Origin of the sequence: Ferruginibacter sp. (assembly GCF_014377975.1) — a bacterium.
Classification (GTDB): domain Bacteria; phylum Bacteroidota; class Bacteroidia; order Chitinophagales; family Chitinophagaceae; genus Ferruginibacter.
In genome coordinates, this window is record NZ_JACMOO010000034.1 from 1 (window position 1) to 17,205 (window position 17,205).

The following is a 17,205-nucleotide window of genomic DNA, read 5'->3' on the forward strand; positions in this document are numbered from 1 at the left end:
AAACTCAATCCTAAAATACGGGGCTGGCTGAATTATTACAGTAGATTTAATCCAAGGGTAGCGGGCAATGTATTTCTTTACCTGAATGGATTGATACGAAGATGGATTGAGGAAAAGTACCGGTTAAGAAGTAAGAAAGCAATCGTAAATAAATACGAAAGCACCATGCAATTAAATACGCAGATGTTTGTTCACTGGCAGAAGGGAATTGTATATTGACTGAATAACAAGAGCCGTATGAAGGGAGACTTTCACGTACGGATCTGTGAGCGGCTGAAGTTGAAATACTTTGGTCTACTCGACCCGTATTTCAAATTCCACCACATCGCTAAAGGCCGTGACCGTAAGATGCAACCCTATTTAAAACCGCATAACTTTCAAATTTAACTTAAAGTATTAAAAAATGCCTGATAAAAACCAACAAATAAAAGACCTTATAGAACACAATGACGAATTGGAAAATTATTTTAGTAATACTATAATCCCACAATTATTTGTGGATGGAGAATTGAAATTACAGAAATTTACACCTCCTGCTATGAAGCAGTTTAGCCTCTCTGCCCATGATATTGGCAAACCTATTGCTGATATAAAAGATAACTTCCGTTTCCCAACTATTTTAGACAATATTCAGCACGTTATTGAAAGCAAAAAAATCCTTGAAAAGGAAATTCAAACTACCGACTTGCGTTGGTACCAAATGAATATTATACCCTATGTGATAATGAAACAAAACACAACAGATGGTGTAATTATAACTTTTGTTGAAATAACCATGCGGATAAATGATTTAAAGGAACAAGAAAAAATGGTAGCTGACCATGAAATTTTATTAGATACTATTTCTCATGATATAAAAAATCCACTTGCCAATTTAGTATTTGCAATAGAGTTATTTAAAGATGTAACTCCAAATGATGAAAAGGAATTCCAATCACTTTTAAAAATTGTTGACAGCGCATTAACAAAAATGCATAAGCTCATTAAAGAATTAACTGAAGTAAGAAAGGAGGAACATAAATATAAAGCCCAGGAAGAACTTCTAAATTTTGAACATATATTAGAAGATGTACGGCTTACCCTCAATGATAATATTATTGCCGCAAATGCAATAATCATAAGTGAAATTAACATCTCTGAAATAACCTTTTCCCGAAGAAAATTAAGGACAATTGTTTATAACCTGATTAACAATGCCATAAAATTTAAGTCCGCAGAACGACAGCCTAAAATTATTGTTACTACCAGTAAGGAAGGTGACTTTACAGTCATATCAGTAAAAGATAATGGTATAGGGATTGATGAAAGTAAATTGGAAGCAATATTTTCAAAGTATTATAGATTAGAAAACGCCATTGAAGGTTCAGGGATCGGATTATATTTAGTGAAAGAAATTGTTCGTAATGCAGGAGGGAAGGTTTTGGTGGAAAGTCAGTTAAATAAAGGAACGGATTTTCAGGTTTACTTAAAGACAGCATAGAAACATCGGTGGACAAAGGGCTGCAGCTTACAATGCCTTGCCAAAAGTTAGGGCGGGACATTGGAACATCGGCTGCAACTTGACAACAGTTGTTTGGGCAGGACAAACATCAGGTGAACATTTGTAGGTTATCTTGTACTTTTGTTTTCAATCGGCAGCGGTACCGGGCGGGCGATTTTCAAATCCCCCAACATCGCCCTGTTCGTTACCAGAAATTTAGAATTTCAAAATATGAAAAATATTATTTTCTTTTTATTCATGACTCTATCAGTGTATTTGCATGCTCAAAGCACTAAGAAAGAGATCCTTCTTATCGGTACTTTTCACTTCAATAATCCAGGCGCAGATATCGCTCAGGTAAAGAATTTTGACATAATGAATAAAAAATCTCAAAACGAGCTTGAGGTTATAGCAAATAAAATAAGCACCTATAAACCTGATAAAATATTTGTTGAATGGGAGTACAATAAACAAGCTAGATTAGACACATTGTATAATTTATATATTGATAATAAATACTTTAATTATATAGAGGAAAGATATCCCAGGAACTCATTCTATCAGCAAAATGAAATGTTCCAATTAGCATTTAGAGCGGCAAATAAGAGCAAGCTGCTTACGGTCTATGGGATAGACTACAGGCAAGCTAATTTTCCCTTTGACAGTTTAATGCTTGCGATTGATAAAGCAAATCAATCGAACCTTAAAAAAGAAATTGAAGGTACTTTAAAAGCTTATGAAATGAAAGAAAACCAGGATAGAGTTAAATTATCCTTAACACAACTACTTCTTAATTTAAATAAAGAGGAAAGCAGAAACTTCGATCTAGGAAGTTACATTACGTTATTTAATACAGCAGGGGGAAAAGATAATTTCGTTGGTGCATATTTGGTTTCAGAATGGTACAGGAGAAACTTATACATGTACTCTTTAATTCAAAAAATCACAGAAAGTAAAGACAAAAGAGTGGTGGTTTTACTGGGGGCAAGCCATATTGCAATGCTTAAAGAATTTATAAAGATTGACAGAAATTTCAAAGTTGTAGAGTTAAAAGACATACTATAATAAAATTCTGCTAATATTAAGAACAATAGCCGAAAGCTTCCCAAAAAAAGCCCCGCTTATAAAAACTATTGCGGGGCTTTTTGGCTATACGCTGTTCAGCGACACCGGGCTTTAGGGGTTTTTATAGCATTTATTGGGAGCCGCTGCTACTTTTGAAATACTGTTTTGCTTTGCTGCAGGATGCAAAATACAGTATCTGTCTGTGGCCCTGGCATACCTTTCCCTACCCAATTTAATCGCACGAATGAGGCTGCTTTTTTTCATTATTTTTTGTATCGTCATTACAAGTCCAGATAATAAAATGTCATAAAATATCTTCACAATTGTATTTCATAAAATGAAGGGATGCTGCGTTCGTATTCAGCTAAATCTTTTGCCAGCATCCATTATTTTTCGGACTAACTTTTATTTTTTTCGATTTTTTTCTGCCATTCTGAATAGTTTTCTGACAAGCTATTTCAGGATAAGACAACTTCGGTATTAATATTTTATTTTGACTGTGTGGTGTGAAAGCTTATATGAAAAGTTGTCATTTAATCTCAAGTTTTTCATAAGTTTTTCGCCCTTCACGCACTATTATTTCAACCACTTCCTGAATGTCTTTTTTTGAAGTCCGGAAATTTACGATGCAAGCTCTTAAACAATATTTTTCTGCAACAACAGCATTGGATAAAAACACTTCACCTCCCCGTTGTAATTCATTTAATAATTTTTCATTCAATGTATTCAAATAAGTTTCATTCATCCTTTCGTCTTGTGCATAATTATAAGGAACATAACGCAATGTGGTGATGCTTAAGTTTTGTGTTACTGCTTCAAGTTCCTCATGTTTTTGTGCTTCATCAAATAAAAGTTGCGATAGTTCGATGTCTTCATTTATCATTTTTATATAACCATTCTTTCCCACTTGCTGCAAAGCCATCCAAACTTTTAATGCCCGAAAGCCCCTTGAATTTTGAAAACCATATTCGTAATAATTAAGAGTGGGTTCGTCAGTGCCATTATCAAAGTTGTAATAAACCGGATGTGCGCTGTAAGTGTCAACCAGATGTTGAGGGTTTTTCACTAAAATGCAACCTGCTTCAAGTGGCGCGTAAAGCCATTTGTGTGGGTCGAGCGCAATGGAATCAGCTTCCTTAATTCCATCAAATAAATTTTTGTATTGCGGAATTACTGCGGCAGGTATTCCATAAGCACCGTCAATATGAAACCATAAATTATGTGCTTTGCAAATTATCGCTATTTCGGAAAGGTTATCTACTACACCCGTGCTGACATCTCCTGCATTTCCAATTACCAGAAAAGGGTTTTTTCCATTATTTAAATCCTCATTGATTGTTTGTAATAAAACGGTGGTATTCATTTTATTATCAGTATTTGTGGGTATCCATCGAATGGCTTTTGAGCCATGTCCAAATAAAACTGCAGCCTTCTCAATCCATGTGTGTGTTGCTTTTGAGCAATAGAATACCATTTCACCTGCAGCGTTTGCTAAACCATCTTCTTTCATGCTTTTTGGAGCTTTGGCAGTTCTTGCAGCTAAGAAACCTGTCAGGTTTGCCATATTTCCTCCACTCACTAATATTCCTCCATAGGTAGGAGAAACGCCGATGAATTCTGCCAGCCATTTTACTGTCTGCTTTTCAATAGCAGTAGCCATCGGGCTTCAAACATTTGCACCCACATTTGGATTAACTGCCGAAGCTAACAAATCTGCCAATGCGCCAATTTGAGTTGGGGACGAAGTGATATAACCAAAAAATTTTGGATGGCCATTGAGCAATGAATGGTTGAGTAATAAATCAGTCGTCTTAGAAAATAATTCTGCAACGGAAGTACCATTGTCGGGCAAAGAAGCATTTCCTAAAACAGTTTGTATTTGCGTTGGAGTTTCGGCTGTAGTAACAAGGCGTTCATTAATAGCGTCATAAAAATCAGAAATAGTGTCTATTAAACGATAACCAATTTCTCTGAAATCCCCTTTATTGATCTCTATTGGGGAAATACGATGATTTGTTTTGTCCATGCTTATAATGTTTTATTTGTCAAAAGTGGGTGTTATTTAACGGAATTCAGCGGTAGTAGGGTTGCCAAAACCATTACTCAAAACGTTTGTATTTCCGTAATTAAACGCACCTCCCTTTTACGCAAAAGATTAATGTTAAGATTGCTTTTGATCTTTTTTGCAGTACTGAAGTGCGGTAAAACAATTCCCAATTTAAAATAATGAATTTATTCAGTTTTTCCAAACATTGCAGATGATTGTTGAATGCGGTTTCCCTGGTTTGCTTCCTTGGTTGGGGGCCTCATCAATGATATCAAATTAGAAAAATAGGCGTTAGTCAATTTATGTTTCCGTGGCCGGTGAGGAACACCGAAGTCGAAAACAAAAAGTATTCAGCAAATTAAAAGTGCGTTTGAGGCCCGGTGAGAGGCAATTGCTCTGAAGTGAAAACCAACCGAAAGATTAAGCTTTATTTTTAAAACGTACCGAATCTACAACCAGGCAGAGGCCCGACTGAAAAACAATCAACGCCATCGTTCCATACCAGAACCAATTTCCTCCCTGCATTTTTGATAGTCCGGCATCAATGGCCATACTTAATCCTGACCCTGTAAGCAATAACCCTGCTACAGCTTGTATGCGCCAACGTTTTTTACTGGATACATTCATGATAAAATCTATTGGTTCTTTTCCTTTTTTCGCATTTCTTGTCTTCTCATAGGCATTGCATCTATCAGTGCAAATAGTTTGTTTGCAGTTAGCAGGTTTTGGGTACGTAATTTTTCGATGCCGTCTTTTCCTAATAGTATTACTGTAAAATCCGTTTGTGAATCTACTTTGTATTTTTTATACAACAGCTCGTTGCCAGCTATTACAGTAATTGTAAGGTCTCTCTCCTGCATTTCTGCCTGTGCTTCCGTCCAGATAGCAAGTTGCTTTTCTGCCAGTCCGGTATCCTTGTTCTGCGTAAAAAGCAGCAGCTGGCGTTTATCTGTATCGGATGAAACGATCCCTGACAGGCAAACAATCATTGTACTAAAAAATATCATTTGATTCATAATTAAAAAGGATTAAATATTACACATGAGACAAATTACACAAAAAAAAGTTCGTTCCTTCCTTCAGTTGCCGGTGTTGTAATGGGCAATATTCACTTCTGTTTATGCTTCGGTAAAAGCCCCGTAAAGTATTCAACTTCTGTTGCGGCGGAGTGTTCTGCTTTCTACTCTTAATTCATAAATACAATCATCAGCGAAACCCCCAGGTTGTATACTATTCGCAACCAATATGCTCACACCAGGTAATTTACAAGTCCTGATAATAAAATGATATAAAATGTTTCACAAATTGTATTTCATAAAATGAAGCGCTCCAGTGTACGCAATCAAAAAAATCTTTGCCAGTCTCTATTTTCCCCTAACCGGATTATTATGTATGCAATTTATTTTCTGCAATAAAAAGCGTAGCGTTATAATTGCTTTGGTTTCCGTGGCGGAAGTCTTCACCGAACACGACTTTCGGGTAGAGTGCTTCATTAAAATTTACGACATACTTCTCTCCGGTAAATTTTATCTACGCTGTCTTTGGAAGAGCATGCTAAAGGATGTGTTCGGTGAAAGAAACCTACAACGGGAGCAGAAAATGATGCCAGGACGAAGACGTACAAATTGAGCGAGTCACATGCGGTTCTGTGAAAAGCTTTGGGTGAAGCTTATCTTAGTTACTACACCAGTGGCTGGCTTTTATTACAAATATTGTTGAAGATGCTTTTTTAAATATGTAGCATTATCAGCTGCACTTTGCATTGGACTATTTGCATAGTTACCCCCTTGCTCCAAATAATAGTATTTGAGTCCCGACTCAACCGGATTTGGAAGTATTTTAATATAGTCAATAGAACCATTCCCTAACTCGGTATAATCTCTTGTTACTTTGTCCATATCTTTTAAATGCCACATCACATAACGCCCTGGTTGTTTACTTATCAACTCTTTAGGAGTATGCTTAGAGGAATTCATCACCCAATACATATCCATCTGAAGTTTAACCAATGAAGGGTCTGTGTCTTTTAATATAATATCAAAGCCATTTTCTCCGCCTTGGTCTATAAATTCAAAACCATGATTGTGATAGGCAAATCCAATTCCCGATGCAGTTACTTGTTCTCCAATAACATTAAGTCTTTTAGCCATTAGTTTAAAATTATCCAAAGTCCGCTGTTCTGGAGCTATCCAGGGCCATACTATATATTTCATGTCCAATACATGAGCTCCCTTTATACACTGTTCTACAAAACGTTTTAAATCATCATCAGATTTAGTAAGATAGGAAGCAAACTCATAATGCCCGCTATTGGTAGTGATCTGTAAATCCTCAAGTATTTTCTTAAATTCTATAGCTTTATAACCATAATAAGTTCCTTTCCCGCTATCAAACCCAAATGTTTCAAAATCTTCATAACCCATTGCTTTTGCAGCCTTTAAGGTGGAGACTGTATCCTTAGTCATATCCTGGTGAATGGAAAAGAGCTGGAGCCCCAATTTATATTTGTTTTTTACAGGCATTGAATAAGTTGATATTGGTAACAATGCAGATAAGCATAGTGTTCCTGTATTTTCGATAAATTTTCTTCGATCCATATTAAAAAAGGATTTTTACTGTTCTATAAAAAGTTAATAAAAGAAAGTTTTTAACTGATAATTAATTTAAGCTTTCCGCCAACGGCATTACTTTGCGATGGGTGGGGAATTCATGGAAAATCCGATCAGCCAACAACAAAAAACCTGACTAGAAAAACAAATGTACAATACTTTGTTCGTTCGGCCCACTAACGCAAAACTCCTGTGTCCAGCGAAGTTGTCAATGAGATGAGAGCAGATTTCTCAATGGGAGGAGCAGAGTAGCCTCCACCATTAAACCGCTTGCATGCTGTTTCCTTTTTCGTTGTTCCTCACCGATCACGACGCCTGTAAGAGTACTTCACTAAAATTTACAAGGTATTTAATTCCGGTAAATTTTATCCACGCTAACTTTGATAGAGCATGCAAAAGGCTGTGTTCGGAGAAGATACCGACCATAGGAGCAGAGTGGGGCTTTTGCGTTTTCTTGGTAGTCTTTTTAAATTCAGAGGCTTCAGCTATACGACTAAATGTTAGCAGCAGTTAATTCGTCTTTACCTTAATGGATGTTACCCAAAGTGCTTTTCTGTCAAACGAAGAAGTAAAGCTTTTTAAAAGAAACACCTTGTCGGCAGTAACCTTTTTATTAAATACTTCTTTACCATTTACATTTATTATTACAGGGTTTTGAAGGTTGACCATTATGGGACTAATCAGTAATTCAATTTCTGTTATGCGTGATGTTTGTAGATCGAAGATGTTATTATTATATGAAGCTTTCACAGCGGCACTTTTGTTTAAATCGTAATAAGGAAAGTCAAAATGTACTTTTTTCAGCTTATTATAACTTTCCGTATTCAATTCTGTATGCCATGGAGCTCCATTCATTGTTGTGTCAAATTGCAATACACGCAACCAATCGCAAGTATTGTTTGTTGAGTCACTCAACTCCCATGTAACATTTTTTTGAAAGCAATTCCTGCTGATATTTTTCATCCATTCATAAGCAAAGGGCAAGTCCAGTTGGAGATGTTTATCATAGTGCTGATAGCCATAGTATTCTTTGTAAAGAATAGGACTTTTCAAAGAGTCTAAACCTTTCATTTGTAGACGTGTTTGCTGAATTGGTCGCAAATTATCTAAATCCGAATGCACTAAATATAAAGGGCGATTTAAAGTATTTCTTAAAAATATATCATGACTAAAAATGTTATCGAGCATAGAATTATAAACTATAAATCCAGCGAAATAGGAGGGTTTGTAAACTTCAAGTGCAAAAACACCGTCAGCACCATCTGAATGACCTAAAGCAAATATTTTATTATCATCAATATTTAACACTTGCTTAAGCTGACTAATAATATCCTTAAGTGTTTGAAAGGTCGGATTAGTTTTATTTCGATTCTTTCTACCATTAAAGCGGTTTATACCCCAGTCAAAATTTATTTTACCAGTTGCATTAGGTCCGTAGCTATCAGCAAATGGTCGAATTATAATGTAATTATTTTTTTCAAAATACCTATAGAATAAGTCTTCATCTGTTGTAGTATCACGATACGCATCCTTAAAACTGCTTAAAGCAACAGCTCCATGCAACAGTAGGACAGCAGGTGATGGAACATTGTTTTGATAGTTTTCAGGAATATATATTTTTAAAGGTATAGTTCCGAATATGGAGTCTTTATAAAGAAATAGATAATATCTTTTGGTATCCCTGATTTCAGGATATCTATTCCAAAAAGATAATATACTCCAAGTTGAATCTGCATTGATTTTTTCATCGCTATTAATACTTTTAATTTGCTTTGTTAGAGAATCATTCGTAATAGGCAAACGGTTAGATGTCTGTTCAAAGGATTCAAAAGAAAATAGTAGAAATAAATAAGTCAAAGTTATTCTTGTCATGTTTGAAGTTTAATGATGGTTATCTTAATTGCCATCAACGGTTTTATTTCCGTAATTAAACGCACCTCCCTTCTTACGCAAAGGATTGAATATTAAGATTGCTTTTGATCGTTTTTTGCATTATACAAGTGTGGCAAAACAATTACCAAATCAAAATAATGAATTTATTCACTTCTTCCAAACATTGCAGGTAGTTATTGAATTTTGTTTCTAACGGTTCACAAAAATAAAGTCAACATCTATGCCCTCAACAGCTGTAATAAAAGTTCCTAATTGTTTAGGGTATAACCCCGTCCCGGGCATTTAGGATTACATAACACTGCTCACCCGCAAACAAGAGTTAATCCGTAATAATTACTTAATATTAGCCTGCCTAAAAATAGAATTAACTTTATTTAAATCTTGATGATATGAACTGGCCAGTTTTAATTATTGTTGGAATAGCTGCTATTGCACTAATCGTTTTTTTGGTGGTACGCAACAACAAAGATGAAAAGGTTTTTGAAGACCAGATGAACAATGATTTTACCAAACCGAAAGAAGAAAACGCAGACGACGAAATTGATAAAATTGTAAAATGATTGTGGTGATTGCATATTGCCGAAATGCTATAACAAAAACATAACGGCCACGCAGGATGTTTGTAAAAGCTTTTAGCTATTTTTAGTCCACAAAAAATGCAGCATGCCGATCAATCAATCCTTTATTTATACCGCCACAATTATTTTATTATTTTCTTTTGGCGCTTTTGCACAAACAACTCTACTTCCATTTACAAAACACAAAACCATTGTAATTGCTCATCGCGGCGATCATACACATGCGCCGGAAAATACATTGGCCGCTTACCAAAATACAATTGATGACGGAGCCGACTTTGTGGAGATAGACCTGCGCACCACCAAAGACGGTCAATTAGTGATCATGCACAATTCAACCATCGAACACATGACCGGACAGCAAGGTGAATTAAGCAGCTTTACATTTGATTCGCTGCGCCGGATAAAAGTACGGGAACCACTTCACCTGGAGTGGGGTCTGCACATCATACCCACGTTTAAAGAAGTGCTGCAATTGTGCAAGGGAAAAATAAATATTTATCTTGATTTTAAAGAGGCTTCTGTGGCAGAGGCAAATAAACAAATCATTGATGCGGGCATGGAAAATAATGTGGTGGTGTACATTAATGAACCTCACCAGTTTGAAGAATGGGGAAGAATTGCTCCCAATATGCCTTTAATGATCAGCCTGCCAAGAGCAGTAAAGACGAGGGCTGAAATGTTGCAGGTGCTTAATACATTTGACATTGATATACTGGATGGAGATTACACAGAATATAACCCCGAAACGGTGTTAGCGGCCAAAGAAAAGAAGGTACCCATTTGGGCAGATATTCAATCGAAGGATGAAGGGCCTGCTCAATGGAATATAGCGCTGGCACTTGGCCTGGCCGGATTACAAACAGATCATCCCAAAGCGTTGATTGAGTTTTTAATAAAAAAGGGACTGAGGTAATTTAGTTTTTATAATACCTACAATTTAATCAGCGATTTTTTTACCAGCCGGTAATTAATGGCCACAGATAAAGCCAGTAACAAAATGGCAATTATCAATACCGTCCAGTCTATAAAAAAAGACAGTTCTTCCCGGGCGGGCATTACAAAATGCTGAAAGGCCAGGTGCAATAACTGGGTTGCTGCTACTGCCGATATGATGATGATGATGTACACCGGTATCCATTTTTTAGCCACCGTTTTACTCAGCCAGCCTGGGCTATAACCCAGTGTTAGCAATAGTTGCAGGTTATCTTTACTTCTGGCAATCATCAATTGTAAATAAAAAGAAAACAATACCAGCGCCAGTAAAATAACCAATACACCAAAACCTGCCAGTCCGCTTACAATGGCCTGCAGCACTCCTTTCACCCTGCCAAACTTGGTTTTATCTTTATTTACATGATAATCTTTTTCTGCCAGGTAATTCAGCAGCTGTGGGTTGTTGGCATCTTTTGTTTTTAAAAATACCCTGGACGCAGGAACATTTTGTACACCTTCCAATACCTGATTTTGCTGGGCTAAAAAATTTTCAGGAACCAGTATGCTGTTGATCCGGTCACTGAAGGCAACGATCCTTGCCTTGAATTGCCGCCCGCCATTGCGGCCATGGCATTGTAAAAATATCTGCACTGCGGAGGCTGTTTTTTCCGACATCTGGGGCAGATCCCAACTGGGTGAAAATACATTGTACATCTCTAAAAAATCACTGGCAAAAATAATGGGTACAAATTCATCTCCCTCTTTCCATTTAAAACTTTCGGGTACCGTATCAATAAAATTACTGTTCAATGCTTCTACAAAAATATCGGTGGTAAACGGTATTATAGCACCGGCACCGGCGGTTACTTTAAATGCATTGGCCTTTAATGGTGCAGCACCTTCTATAAATGGTTGTGCCTGTAAATTTTGTACATCCAGATCGGTAAAGCGGTTGTCTTTACCGATATTGTCGTTGGTGATGGTTTTGGTAATAGAAATAAAATCAGTTCCACTTTTACGGGTATTTTTATCCCTTATTAAATGATTGATGTTACTATACATTTGCACTGCACTTAACAATAACAATACGCCCACTCCCAACCCGATATAACTCAGCCAGCGGCTAATTTTATTTTGACCGGCAGCAAGAAAAGGGGCTATATTTTTGTAAGAAAGGTTCATTTTTTTAGTTATGAATTATAAGTTATGAGTGATAAGTTTTTTTTGGTCGGGGTTTATTCATATTTCGTCAAAACTTATAACTCATCTTTTAATTAAAAAATTAAGAATTAATGATTTCTTCGAGACCAAGGTCTGAAACGGTTTTGAAAAAACTCATAACTTATAACTCATAACTAATTTACAAGTACAACACTCTTTCGGCCTGAAAGTAATCTATCTTTTTCAGGTCGGTTAAAATGATGGCGGCCTTTCTTTCAGTTGCTTCTTCCTGCATTAATTCCATGGCTTTCTGCCGGTTGTTTTCGTCCAGATGGCTAAAGGGTTCATCCAGCAATAAAAAATCAAATGGCTGTTGTAAAGCACGAATGATGGCGATGCGTTGCTGCTCGCCATAGCTGCAGGTGCTGCAAAGTTTACTAAGTTTACTTTCTATGCCCAGTCGTTTTGCCATGTCCGTTATCCTGCTCTCTTTGTGATAAGGCGATAGCAATCTTTTTATCTCCAGATTTTGCAGAACTGTTTGCTGTGTAAACAACCGCAGGTCCTGAAAAATGATGCTGATACTTTTTTGCCGCCAGGTGGAAAATTTTTCTGCATCAAAACTTTTGATGTCATTATTATCATATAAAATTTTGCCGCTGTAATCTTTTCTAAGCCCGTATAAAAAATGGATAAAGGATGTTTTTCCACTTCCGCTGGGTGCTACGATGTGAACATTTTCGCCGGTAGAAAAAGAGAGGGTTTGATTCCACAATTGTGAATCCGTGGCTTTATCAATTTCAAAAAAATCGGGCACAACCTGTTGCAGGAAAATTTGCATATTGATGATAATAAGAAAGCTGCCAATTCAGTGGTTGAATTGACAGCAGGTAATAAATAATAGTTATTTAATTTTTACAGGTTTGGCAACTACATCTTCAGATGGGATGGTATTATCATAAGCCATCTCTGCAGCTTTTTCCTTGTCTCTTTTTACTTTGTAAATTTCCCCCAGTTTAGCCGCGTATTGATTTAGTTGTTTAAGGCTGTTGGTTGTTTTATCAACCATGTTTATTTCTACACTTTGTGTAATGGCACCATCTTTTAAATCACCTCCTTTAAACAACAGGTTATCCCATAATTTTAAAGATGCATCATATACTGCACTGGTACTGCTGTCTTTGCCTGCTTCTTTTTCAAAAGCTTTTAACAGTAAATGAATGTTAAGATATCCGCCAAAAGGTTGGCCACTTATTTTATTGATAAAATCTACATTGGTATTGGTGCCAGCCAGGTATTTATCTGCATTTTCTTTATTATTGGCAATGGTAAAATAAGTACCATTGTAGCTATAGGCAAACGGCGCTTTACTGCTGTCGCCCATTTCTTTTGCACCCATTTTTTTACCTGCGTTTATCAGTTTATTAAAAGCATCCTTATCACCAACAGAAGCAGCAAAAACAAAATTGAAAACGGGTTTTTCTTTTAGATAAGAAAATTCATTGTGCACACTATCTGTTTTCATGGAAAGGTCGGATACGCCCACTACCAGATCGCCCTTGTTGGCCTTAATAAAATCATCCATCGTAAAACCTGCATTGGTAAGTCCCATATTTACAAAGCCATCAGTATTGGTCATTTTAAGTAACTGCCTGATGCCTTCTGGTTGATACGCAATGGCTATCAAGCCTATGATATCTTTGCCGGGCATACGTTTCAGCATATCCTCACTCACTTTTCCATCGCCATATTTTTTATACAGTTTTGCAAGATCATCGCCTACATAACTTTTTGCAGCAATATTTATTTTGCCATTATCAAAATTTAAAGTAGCGGTAATCAAGCTTCCCTTATATAATTTATCAAGGTTAACCATCGCCAGCATGGCGTTTGATAAAGCGTCTTTTGACAGCTCTTCTGTATTCAACCAAAAATGGATATCGCCACTTTCTTTCAGCAGGTTTGTAAACTTATCATTTTTTGCCAAACTGTTGCTTTCCTTTAAAGCAAAAACAGCTTTGCAGGTTGCGGCAATATCCCTTGCTTTAGCGGGTGCAATATCAATTGAATCCTGTTGCATTCTTTTTGACAATGCATCCATAGTACTCATTTGCGGAGCATCAAATAAATATACAAACCTGTCTTTTGTATAGCCTGCACAAAATGGCGGCTTGCTGATAAACTTTACCCCATCGGCTTCACTTTCTGTACCATTGGCTGCAAATGTTTTTATAAATGTTTTAAACTGGTCTTCACTTTTTATTGTTCCTTCAAAAGCAACATAAGCGCCGGAGCTGTCTTTTAGCGCAAAAAATATTAAATCAGTCTTGGTGTCAATACCTGCACTGTCGGGATTTTTTAAAATTACTTTCATGGCAGCAGGTACAGCGTTGTCTGTAGCCGCATCTTTAAAAATGGGGTTTTGTTTTATCTCATCCCAGGATAATTTGGAGGACAAGGCTTTGCCATCTACCTGTATAACAAAGGCCGCTTCTTTAGGAATCAATTTGCCCTGCGTATTTGGCTGGCTGCAGGCCGCAAACAAAAGTATAACGGATGCCAGTAACAGATTGCGAAAAATTGGTTGCATATAGTTTTTTTAATTAGTGCCGAAATATATAATTAGTAACCTTTTTTATTTGTTAAAGTAAGAAAATAGCTGATCAAAAATTACTACTTCCTGCAAGCCAGTGGAAAGGTGTTTTACGAGGCAATACTTTTGCTCTATTTCTTTACTTCCAATAATCACGGCATACTGTATTTTCTTCTTTTCTGCGTAGCTAAACTGTTTACTGATTTTTGTAAACTCATGGTATAATTCGCAGGAAATACCTTTGCTTCTCAATTGCTGCATAATGGTAAAAGCAAACAGACTTTCCGTTTCACCCATATTAAAAAATATCGCTTTTGTACCAGTGTGTACTTCTGCCGGAAACAATTGTAGCTCTTCCAGCACATCATATATCCTGTCAACACCAAAGCTAATGCCTACACCTGCAATACCAGGTACATCAAATAATCCTGTCAGGTCATCATACCGGCCACCGCCGCCAATACTGCCCATTTTTACTTCAGGCGGTGCAGTTGCTTCCAGTATAATTCCGGTATAATAGTTCAATCCTCTTGCCAGCGTAAAATCAATTTGTAAATGTACATTGCCTGCCTGTTTGTAAACGAATGCTATTTCTTCAATGCCTTTTTTTCCGGTTTCAATATGGCCAATCAATGCTGTAATCTGTTCTAATTTTTCTTCATTGTTTCCCGTAATAAGGAGGTATTTTTCGATGATGGCAATTTGCTTTTCACTTAACCCTCTTTGCAGCAATTCTTCCTTTACTTTTTCTAACCCTATCTTATTTAATTTGTCAATCGCAACAGTAATGTCAGTTAGTTTTGATGCACCGCCGCACAAGGTTGCCAGGGCGGTTAAAATTTTACGGCTGTTAATTTTTAATTCGTAATCCCACAAGCCGAGTTTATTAAATACTTCGTTGTAAATATTGCACAATTCCACTTCATTTATTAAAGCGGTACTGCCTACCACATCGGCATCACATTGTGTAAACTCGCGGTAGCGGCCCTTTTGCGGCCTGTCTGCACGCCACACAGGCTGTACCTGGTAACGCCTGTATGGAAAAGTCAGCCGTCCATGGTTCATGGCAACATGTCGGGCAAATGGAATAGTAAGATCATATTTTAAAGCCCTTTCTGTAAGGTCACTGCTGCTTTTTCCTTCGAGTATTTTTGTAAAACCCTCTTTCGATTTTTCAATATTTTTTGGGTCACTGATGCCATTGTTGAGAATCTTAAAAATCAGTTTATCTCCTTCTTCACCATATTTGCCCATCAGCGTATCCAGGTTTTCCATGGCCGGTGTTTCCAATGGTTCAAATCCATAGATTTCAAAAATATTTTTGATGGTTGTTAAAATATAATTGCGTTTACGCACGGTATCTGCTGTAAAATCTCTGGTGCCTTGCGGGATGGATGGTTTAGCCATAATGGAGTTAAAATTATATAATTTTTATGAAGGTTAAATGTAGTTGAAATATCTGTTGCGATTTTGAGTGTTGGGTTTATGTGAAGGGTTTAATTGCGATGCCTTTTTTAAATATTTATCTGCAATTATAGCTCCTTCACCTGCTTTATTATTTTAAGAATACATGCTTTTTTCTATCATAATTGTTTAATCAGTATTTCACAGGCTTCATCAATCATTTCAAATACTTTGTAATAGCCAGCTTCTGGTCCATACCATGGATCGGGGATGTCCCGGTTTTCTCCCGGGTACACAACATTTAATAGCAGTTCTGCTTTTTGGCTGATAAATTTTTTTCCGCTGATCTGTTTCATTTCATCCAGTACATCCCCGGCCATTGCATAGATTTTATCAAAGCGATCAAAATCTTCCGGTACAAAACGGCGGCATAACTGGTTGCTGATATCGATTCCTTTTTTCTTTGCCACGCTTTGCGAAAGATAATGTGGTGCTTCATGAACATGAAAGCCGTTAGTGCCGGCACTGTCAACCTGCCAATTTAAACCTGCCATTTTAATTTTTTGTAATAAAATTCCTTCCGCCAATGGACTGCGGCAAATATTACCTAGGCACACCATTAAAATTGTCATGCGCAAATATAGGTGGTTGATTTTTATATTGCCCTTGCAGTGATTGCTGATGGTATTATGGAATTGATGGCAGGACGCATCTTAATATAAACGGCGCCGGTTTTGATTTTTTTTAACTACATCAAAACCAACAACAATGAACAGCGAATCAATTATGAACAGCGATGTTTTAGACATCGTTTTTGAAAAAAGAAATAAATTGTATGGTGCATATACCCTGCGTAAGTTTTATAATCACCGGCTTATAAAATCATTGGGTATCACTATTGGCGCAGTAACCTTTTTATCAGCCTTTACCTTTATTCCTGCAAGAAAAGTGATTGTTATTCCGGTAGGAGATTACGTGATGCGCAGATTGCCAAAGCCAACAATCGCCGATGCCAAAAAAGAAATACTAAAAACTGCAAAAGCACAAAAAGCTCTTCAAAGTAAATTGACCACGCCACTGATAGTGGACAGTAAATCCAGGGCGGATACATTACTTGAAATTAAGCCAACTCAATTGACGGGCAGCATCAATATGGTGGGTGGTAAAGATGAAGATTCCGGAATTATTGGTATACCAGCTGGTGTTGAAACAGGTGGCGGCCAGGTGCTAGCGTCAACAGTCGTTTTGGTTGATAAATCAATAGCAATGGATGATCCGGAAATAGAACCTGATTACCCTGGTGGTATCCAGGCATTAAGAAAATTTTTAGAAAGAAACCTGGTAAATCCTGCAGAAATGGAAGAGGGAGAAATGGTAAGTGTACATATAAAATTTGTGGTAGGGTTTGATGGAAAATTACAACAGTTCAAGGTAGTAAA

General features: G+C 36.8%; 17 protein-coding genes. 6 read left to right on the plus strand and 11 right to left on the minus strand.

All coding sequences use genetic code 11. The features are described from left to right. From H7254_RS02280 to H7254_RS02290, 3 genes are all read left to right on the plus strand, one after another. The coding region (locus H7254_RS02280; RefSeq protein WP_301931443.1) for a group II intron maturase-specific domain-containing protein at positions 1 to 219 on the plus strand (219 nt) is incomplete at its 5' end. A gap of 184 nt (positions 220 to 403) precedes the next feature. Beyond that, positions 404 to 1,480, plus strand: coding sequence for an ATP-binding protein (locus H7254_RS02285; RefSeq protein ID WP_301931444.1), 1,077 nt, complete (start codon positions 404 to 406; stop codon positions 1,478 to 1,480). A 231-nt stretch (positions 1,481 to 1,711) separates the two neighbouring features. Beyond that, positions 1,712 to 2,545: a DUF5694 domain-containing protein gene (locus H7254_RS02290; RefSeq protein ID WP_301931445.1), complete on the plus strand. Its 834-nt coding sequence runs from the start codon at positions 1,712 to 1,714 to the stop codon at positions 2,543 to 2,545. 529 nt (positions 2,546 to 3,074) lie between these two features. On the opposite strand, the gene H7254_RS02295 is transcribed toward H7254_RS02290, so the two are convergent. From H7254_RS02295 to H7254_RS02320, 6 genes are all read right to left on the minus strand, one after another. Next, entirely contained in the window at positions 3,075 to 4,205 is a 1,131-nt protein-coding gene (locus H7254_RS02295) for a pyridoxal-dependent decarboxylase (RefSeq protein WP_301931446.1), read from the minus strand. A 6-nt stretch (positions 4,206 to 4,211) separates the two neighbouring features. Next, entirely contained in the window at positions 4,212 to 4,571 is a 360-nt protein-coding gene (locus H7254_RS02300) for a hypothetical protein (RefSeq protein WP_301931447.1), read from the minus strand. A gap of 441 nt (positions 4,572 to 5,012) precedes the next feature. Next, positions 5,013 to 5,219, minus strand: a complete 207-nt coding sequence (locus tag H7254_RS02305) for a hypothetical protein (protein WP_301931448.1) — start codon at positions 5,217 to 5,219, stop codon at positions 5,013 to 5,015. 8 nt (positions 5,220 to 5,227) lie between these two features. Next, on the minus strand, positions 5,228 to 5,608 hold the full coding sequence (locus H7254_RS02310) for a DUF4174 domain-containing protein (RefSeq protein ID WP_301931449.1): 381 nt from the start codon (positions 5,606 to 5,608) through the stop codon (positions 5,228 to 5,230). Between the two features lie 687 nt (positions 5,609 to 6,295). Then, entirely contained in the window at positions 6,296 to 7,189 is an 894-nt protein-coding gene (locus H7254_RS02315; protein ID WP_301931450.1) for a sugar phosphate isomerase/epimerase, read from the minus strand. A 522-nt stretch (positions 7,190 to 7,711) separates the two neighbouring features. Next, complete coding sequence (locus H7254_RS02320; protein ID WP_301931451.1) at positions 7,712 to 9,073, minus strand: hypothetical protein; 1,362 nt, start codon at positions 9,071 to 9,073, stop codon at positions 7,712 to 7,714. Positions 9,074 to 9,483: 410 nt separating this feature from the next. Here H7254_RS02320 and H7254_RS02325 point away from each other — a divergent pair, with 410 nt between their 5' ends. Further along, positions 9,484 to 9,654, plus strand: coding sequence for a hypothetical protein (locus H7254_RS02325; RefSeq protein ID WP_301931452.1), 171 nt, complete (start codon positions 9,484 to 9,486; stop codon positions 9,652 to 9,654). 103 nt (positions 9,655 to 9,757) lie between these two features. Continuing rightward, positions 9,758 to 10,588: a glycerophosphodiester phosphodiesterase family protein gene (locus H7254_RS02330; RefSeq protein ID WP_301931453.1), complete on the plus strand. Its 831-nt coding sequence runs from the start codon at positions 9,758 to 9,760 to the stop codon at positions 10,586 to 10,588. Positions 10,589 to 10,605: 17 nt separating this feature from the next. Here H7254_RS02330 and H7254_RS02335 read toward each other — a convergent pair whose 3' ends face one another. From H7254_RS02335 to H7254_RS02355, 5 genes are all read right to left on the minus strand, one after another. Then, positions 10,606 to 11,790: a hypothetical protein gene (locus H7254_RS02335; RefSeq protein WP_301931454.1), complete on the minus strand. Its 1,185-nt coding sequence runs from the start codon at positions 11,788 to 11,790 to the stop codon at positions 10,606 to 10,608. Between the two features lie 178 nt (positions 11,791 to 11,968). Next, positions 11,969 to 12,610, minus strand: a complete 642-nt coding sequence (locus H7254_RS02340; RefSeq protein ID WP_301931455.1) for an ATP-binding cassette domain-containing protein — start codon at positions 12,608 to 12,610, stop codon at positions 11,969 to 11,971. A 63-nt stretch (positions 12,611 to 12,673) separates the two neighbouring features. After that, positions 12,674 to 14,359 (minus strand): DUF4836 family protein, encoded by a 1,686-nt coding sequence (locus H7254_RS02345; RefSeq protein ID WP_301931456.1) that lies wholly within the window; start codon positions 14,357 to 14,359, stop codon positions 12,674 to 12,676. Between the two features lie 45 nt (positions 14,360 to 14,404). Beyond that, positions 14,405 to 15,769: a histidine--tRNA ligase gene (hisS, locus tag H7254_RS02350; RefSeq protein ID WP_301931457.1), complete on the minus strand. Its 1,365-nt coding sequence runs from the start codon at positions 15,767 to 15,769 to the stop codon at positions 14,405 to 14,407. Between the two features lie 176 nt (positions 15,770 to 15,945). Next, on the minus strand, positions 15,946 to 16,398 hold the full coding sequence (locus H7254_RS02355; protein ID WP_301931458.1) for a low molecular weight protein-tyrosine-phosphatase: 453 nt from the start codon (positions 16,396 to 16,398) through the stop codon (positions 15,946 to 15,948). Positions 16,399 to 16,534: 136 nt separating this feature from the next. Between H7254_RS02355 and H7254_RS02360 the strand changes: the two genes are divergently transcribed. Beyond that, the coding region (locus H7254_RS02360) for a hypothetical protein (RefSeq protein ID WP_301931459.1) at positions 16,535 to 17,205 on the plus strand (671 nt) is incomplete at its 3' end.

Excerpts from the sequence above, each read along its gene's own strand:
- H7254_RS02285 (WP_301931444.1), top strand. The coding sequence starts at position 404 with ATGCCTGATAAAAACCAACAAATAAAAGACCTTATAGAACACAATGAC.
- H7254_RS02290 (WP_301931445.1), top strand. The coding sequence starts at position 1,712 with ATGAAAAATATTATTTTCTTTTTATTCATGACTCTATCAGTGTATTTG.
- H7254_RS02295 (WP_301931446.1), bottom strand. The coding sequence starts at position 4,205 with ATGGCTACTGCTATTGAAAAGCAGACAGTAAAATGGCTGGCAGAATTC.
- H7254_RS02300 (WP_301931447.1), bottom strand. The coding sequence starts at position 4,571 with ATGGACAAAACAAATCATCGTATTTCCCCAATAGAGATCAATAAAGGG.
- H7254_RS02305 (WP_301931448.1), bottom strand. The coding sequence starts at position 5,219 with ATGAATGTATCCAGTAAAAAACGTTGGCGCATACAAGCTGTAGCAGGG.
- H7254_RS02310 (WP_301931449.1), bottom strand. The coding sequence starts at position 5,608 with ATGAATCAAATGATATTTTTTAGTACAATGATTGTTTGCCTGTCAGGG.
- H7254_RS02315 (WP_301931450.1), bottom strand. The coding sequence starts at position 7,189 with ATGGATCGAAGAAAATTTATCGAAAATACAGGAACACTATGCTTATCT.
- H7254_RS02320 (WP_301931451.1), bottom strand. The coding sequence starts at position 9,073 with ATGACAAGAATAACTTTGACTTATTTATTTCTACTATTTTCTTTTGAA.
- H7254_RS02325 (WP_301931452.1), top strand. The coding sequence starts at position 9,484 with ATGAACTGGCCAGTTTTAATTATTGTTGGAATAGCTGCTATTGCACTA.
- H7254_RS02330 (WP_301931453.1), top strand. The coding sequence starts at position 9,758 with ATGCCGATCAATCAATCCTTTATTTATACCGCCACAATTATTTTATTA.
- H7254_RS02335 (WP_301931454.1), bottom strand. The coding sequence starts at position 11,790 with ATGAACCTTTCTTACAAAAATATAGCCCCTTTTCTTGCTGCCGGTCAA.
- H7254_RS02340 (WP_301931455.1), bottom strand. The coding sequence starts at position 12,610 with ATGCAAATTTTCCTGCAACAGGTTGTGCCCGATTTTTTTGAAATTGAT.
- H7254_RS02345 (WP_301931456.1), bottom strand. The coding sequence starts at position 14,359 with ATGCAACCAATTTTTCGCAATCTGTTACTGGCATCCGTTATACTTTTG.
- hisS (WP_301931457.1), bottom strand. The coding sequence starts at position 15,769 with ATGGCTAAACCATCCATCCCGCAAGGCACCAGAGATTTTACAGCAGAT.
- H7254_RS02355 (WP_301931458.1), bottom strand. The coding sequence starts at position 16,398 with ATGACAATTTTAATGGTGTGCCTAGGTAATATTTGCCGCAGTCCATTG.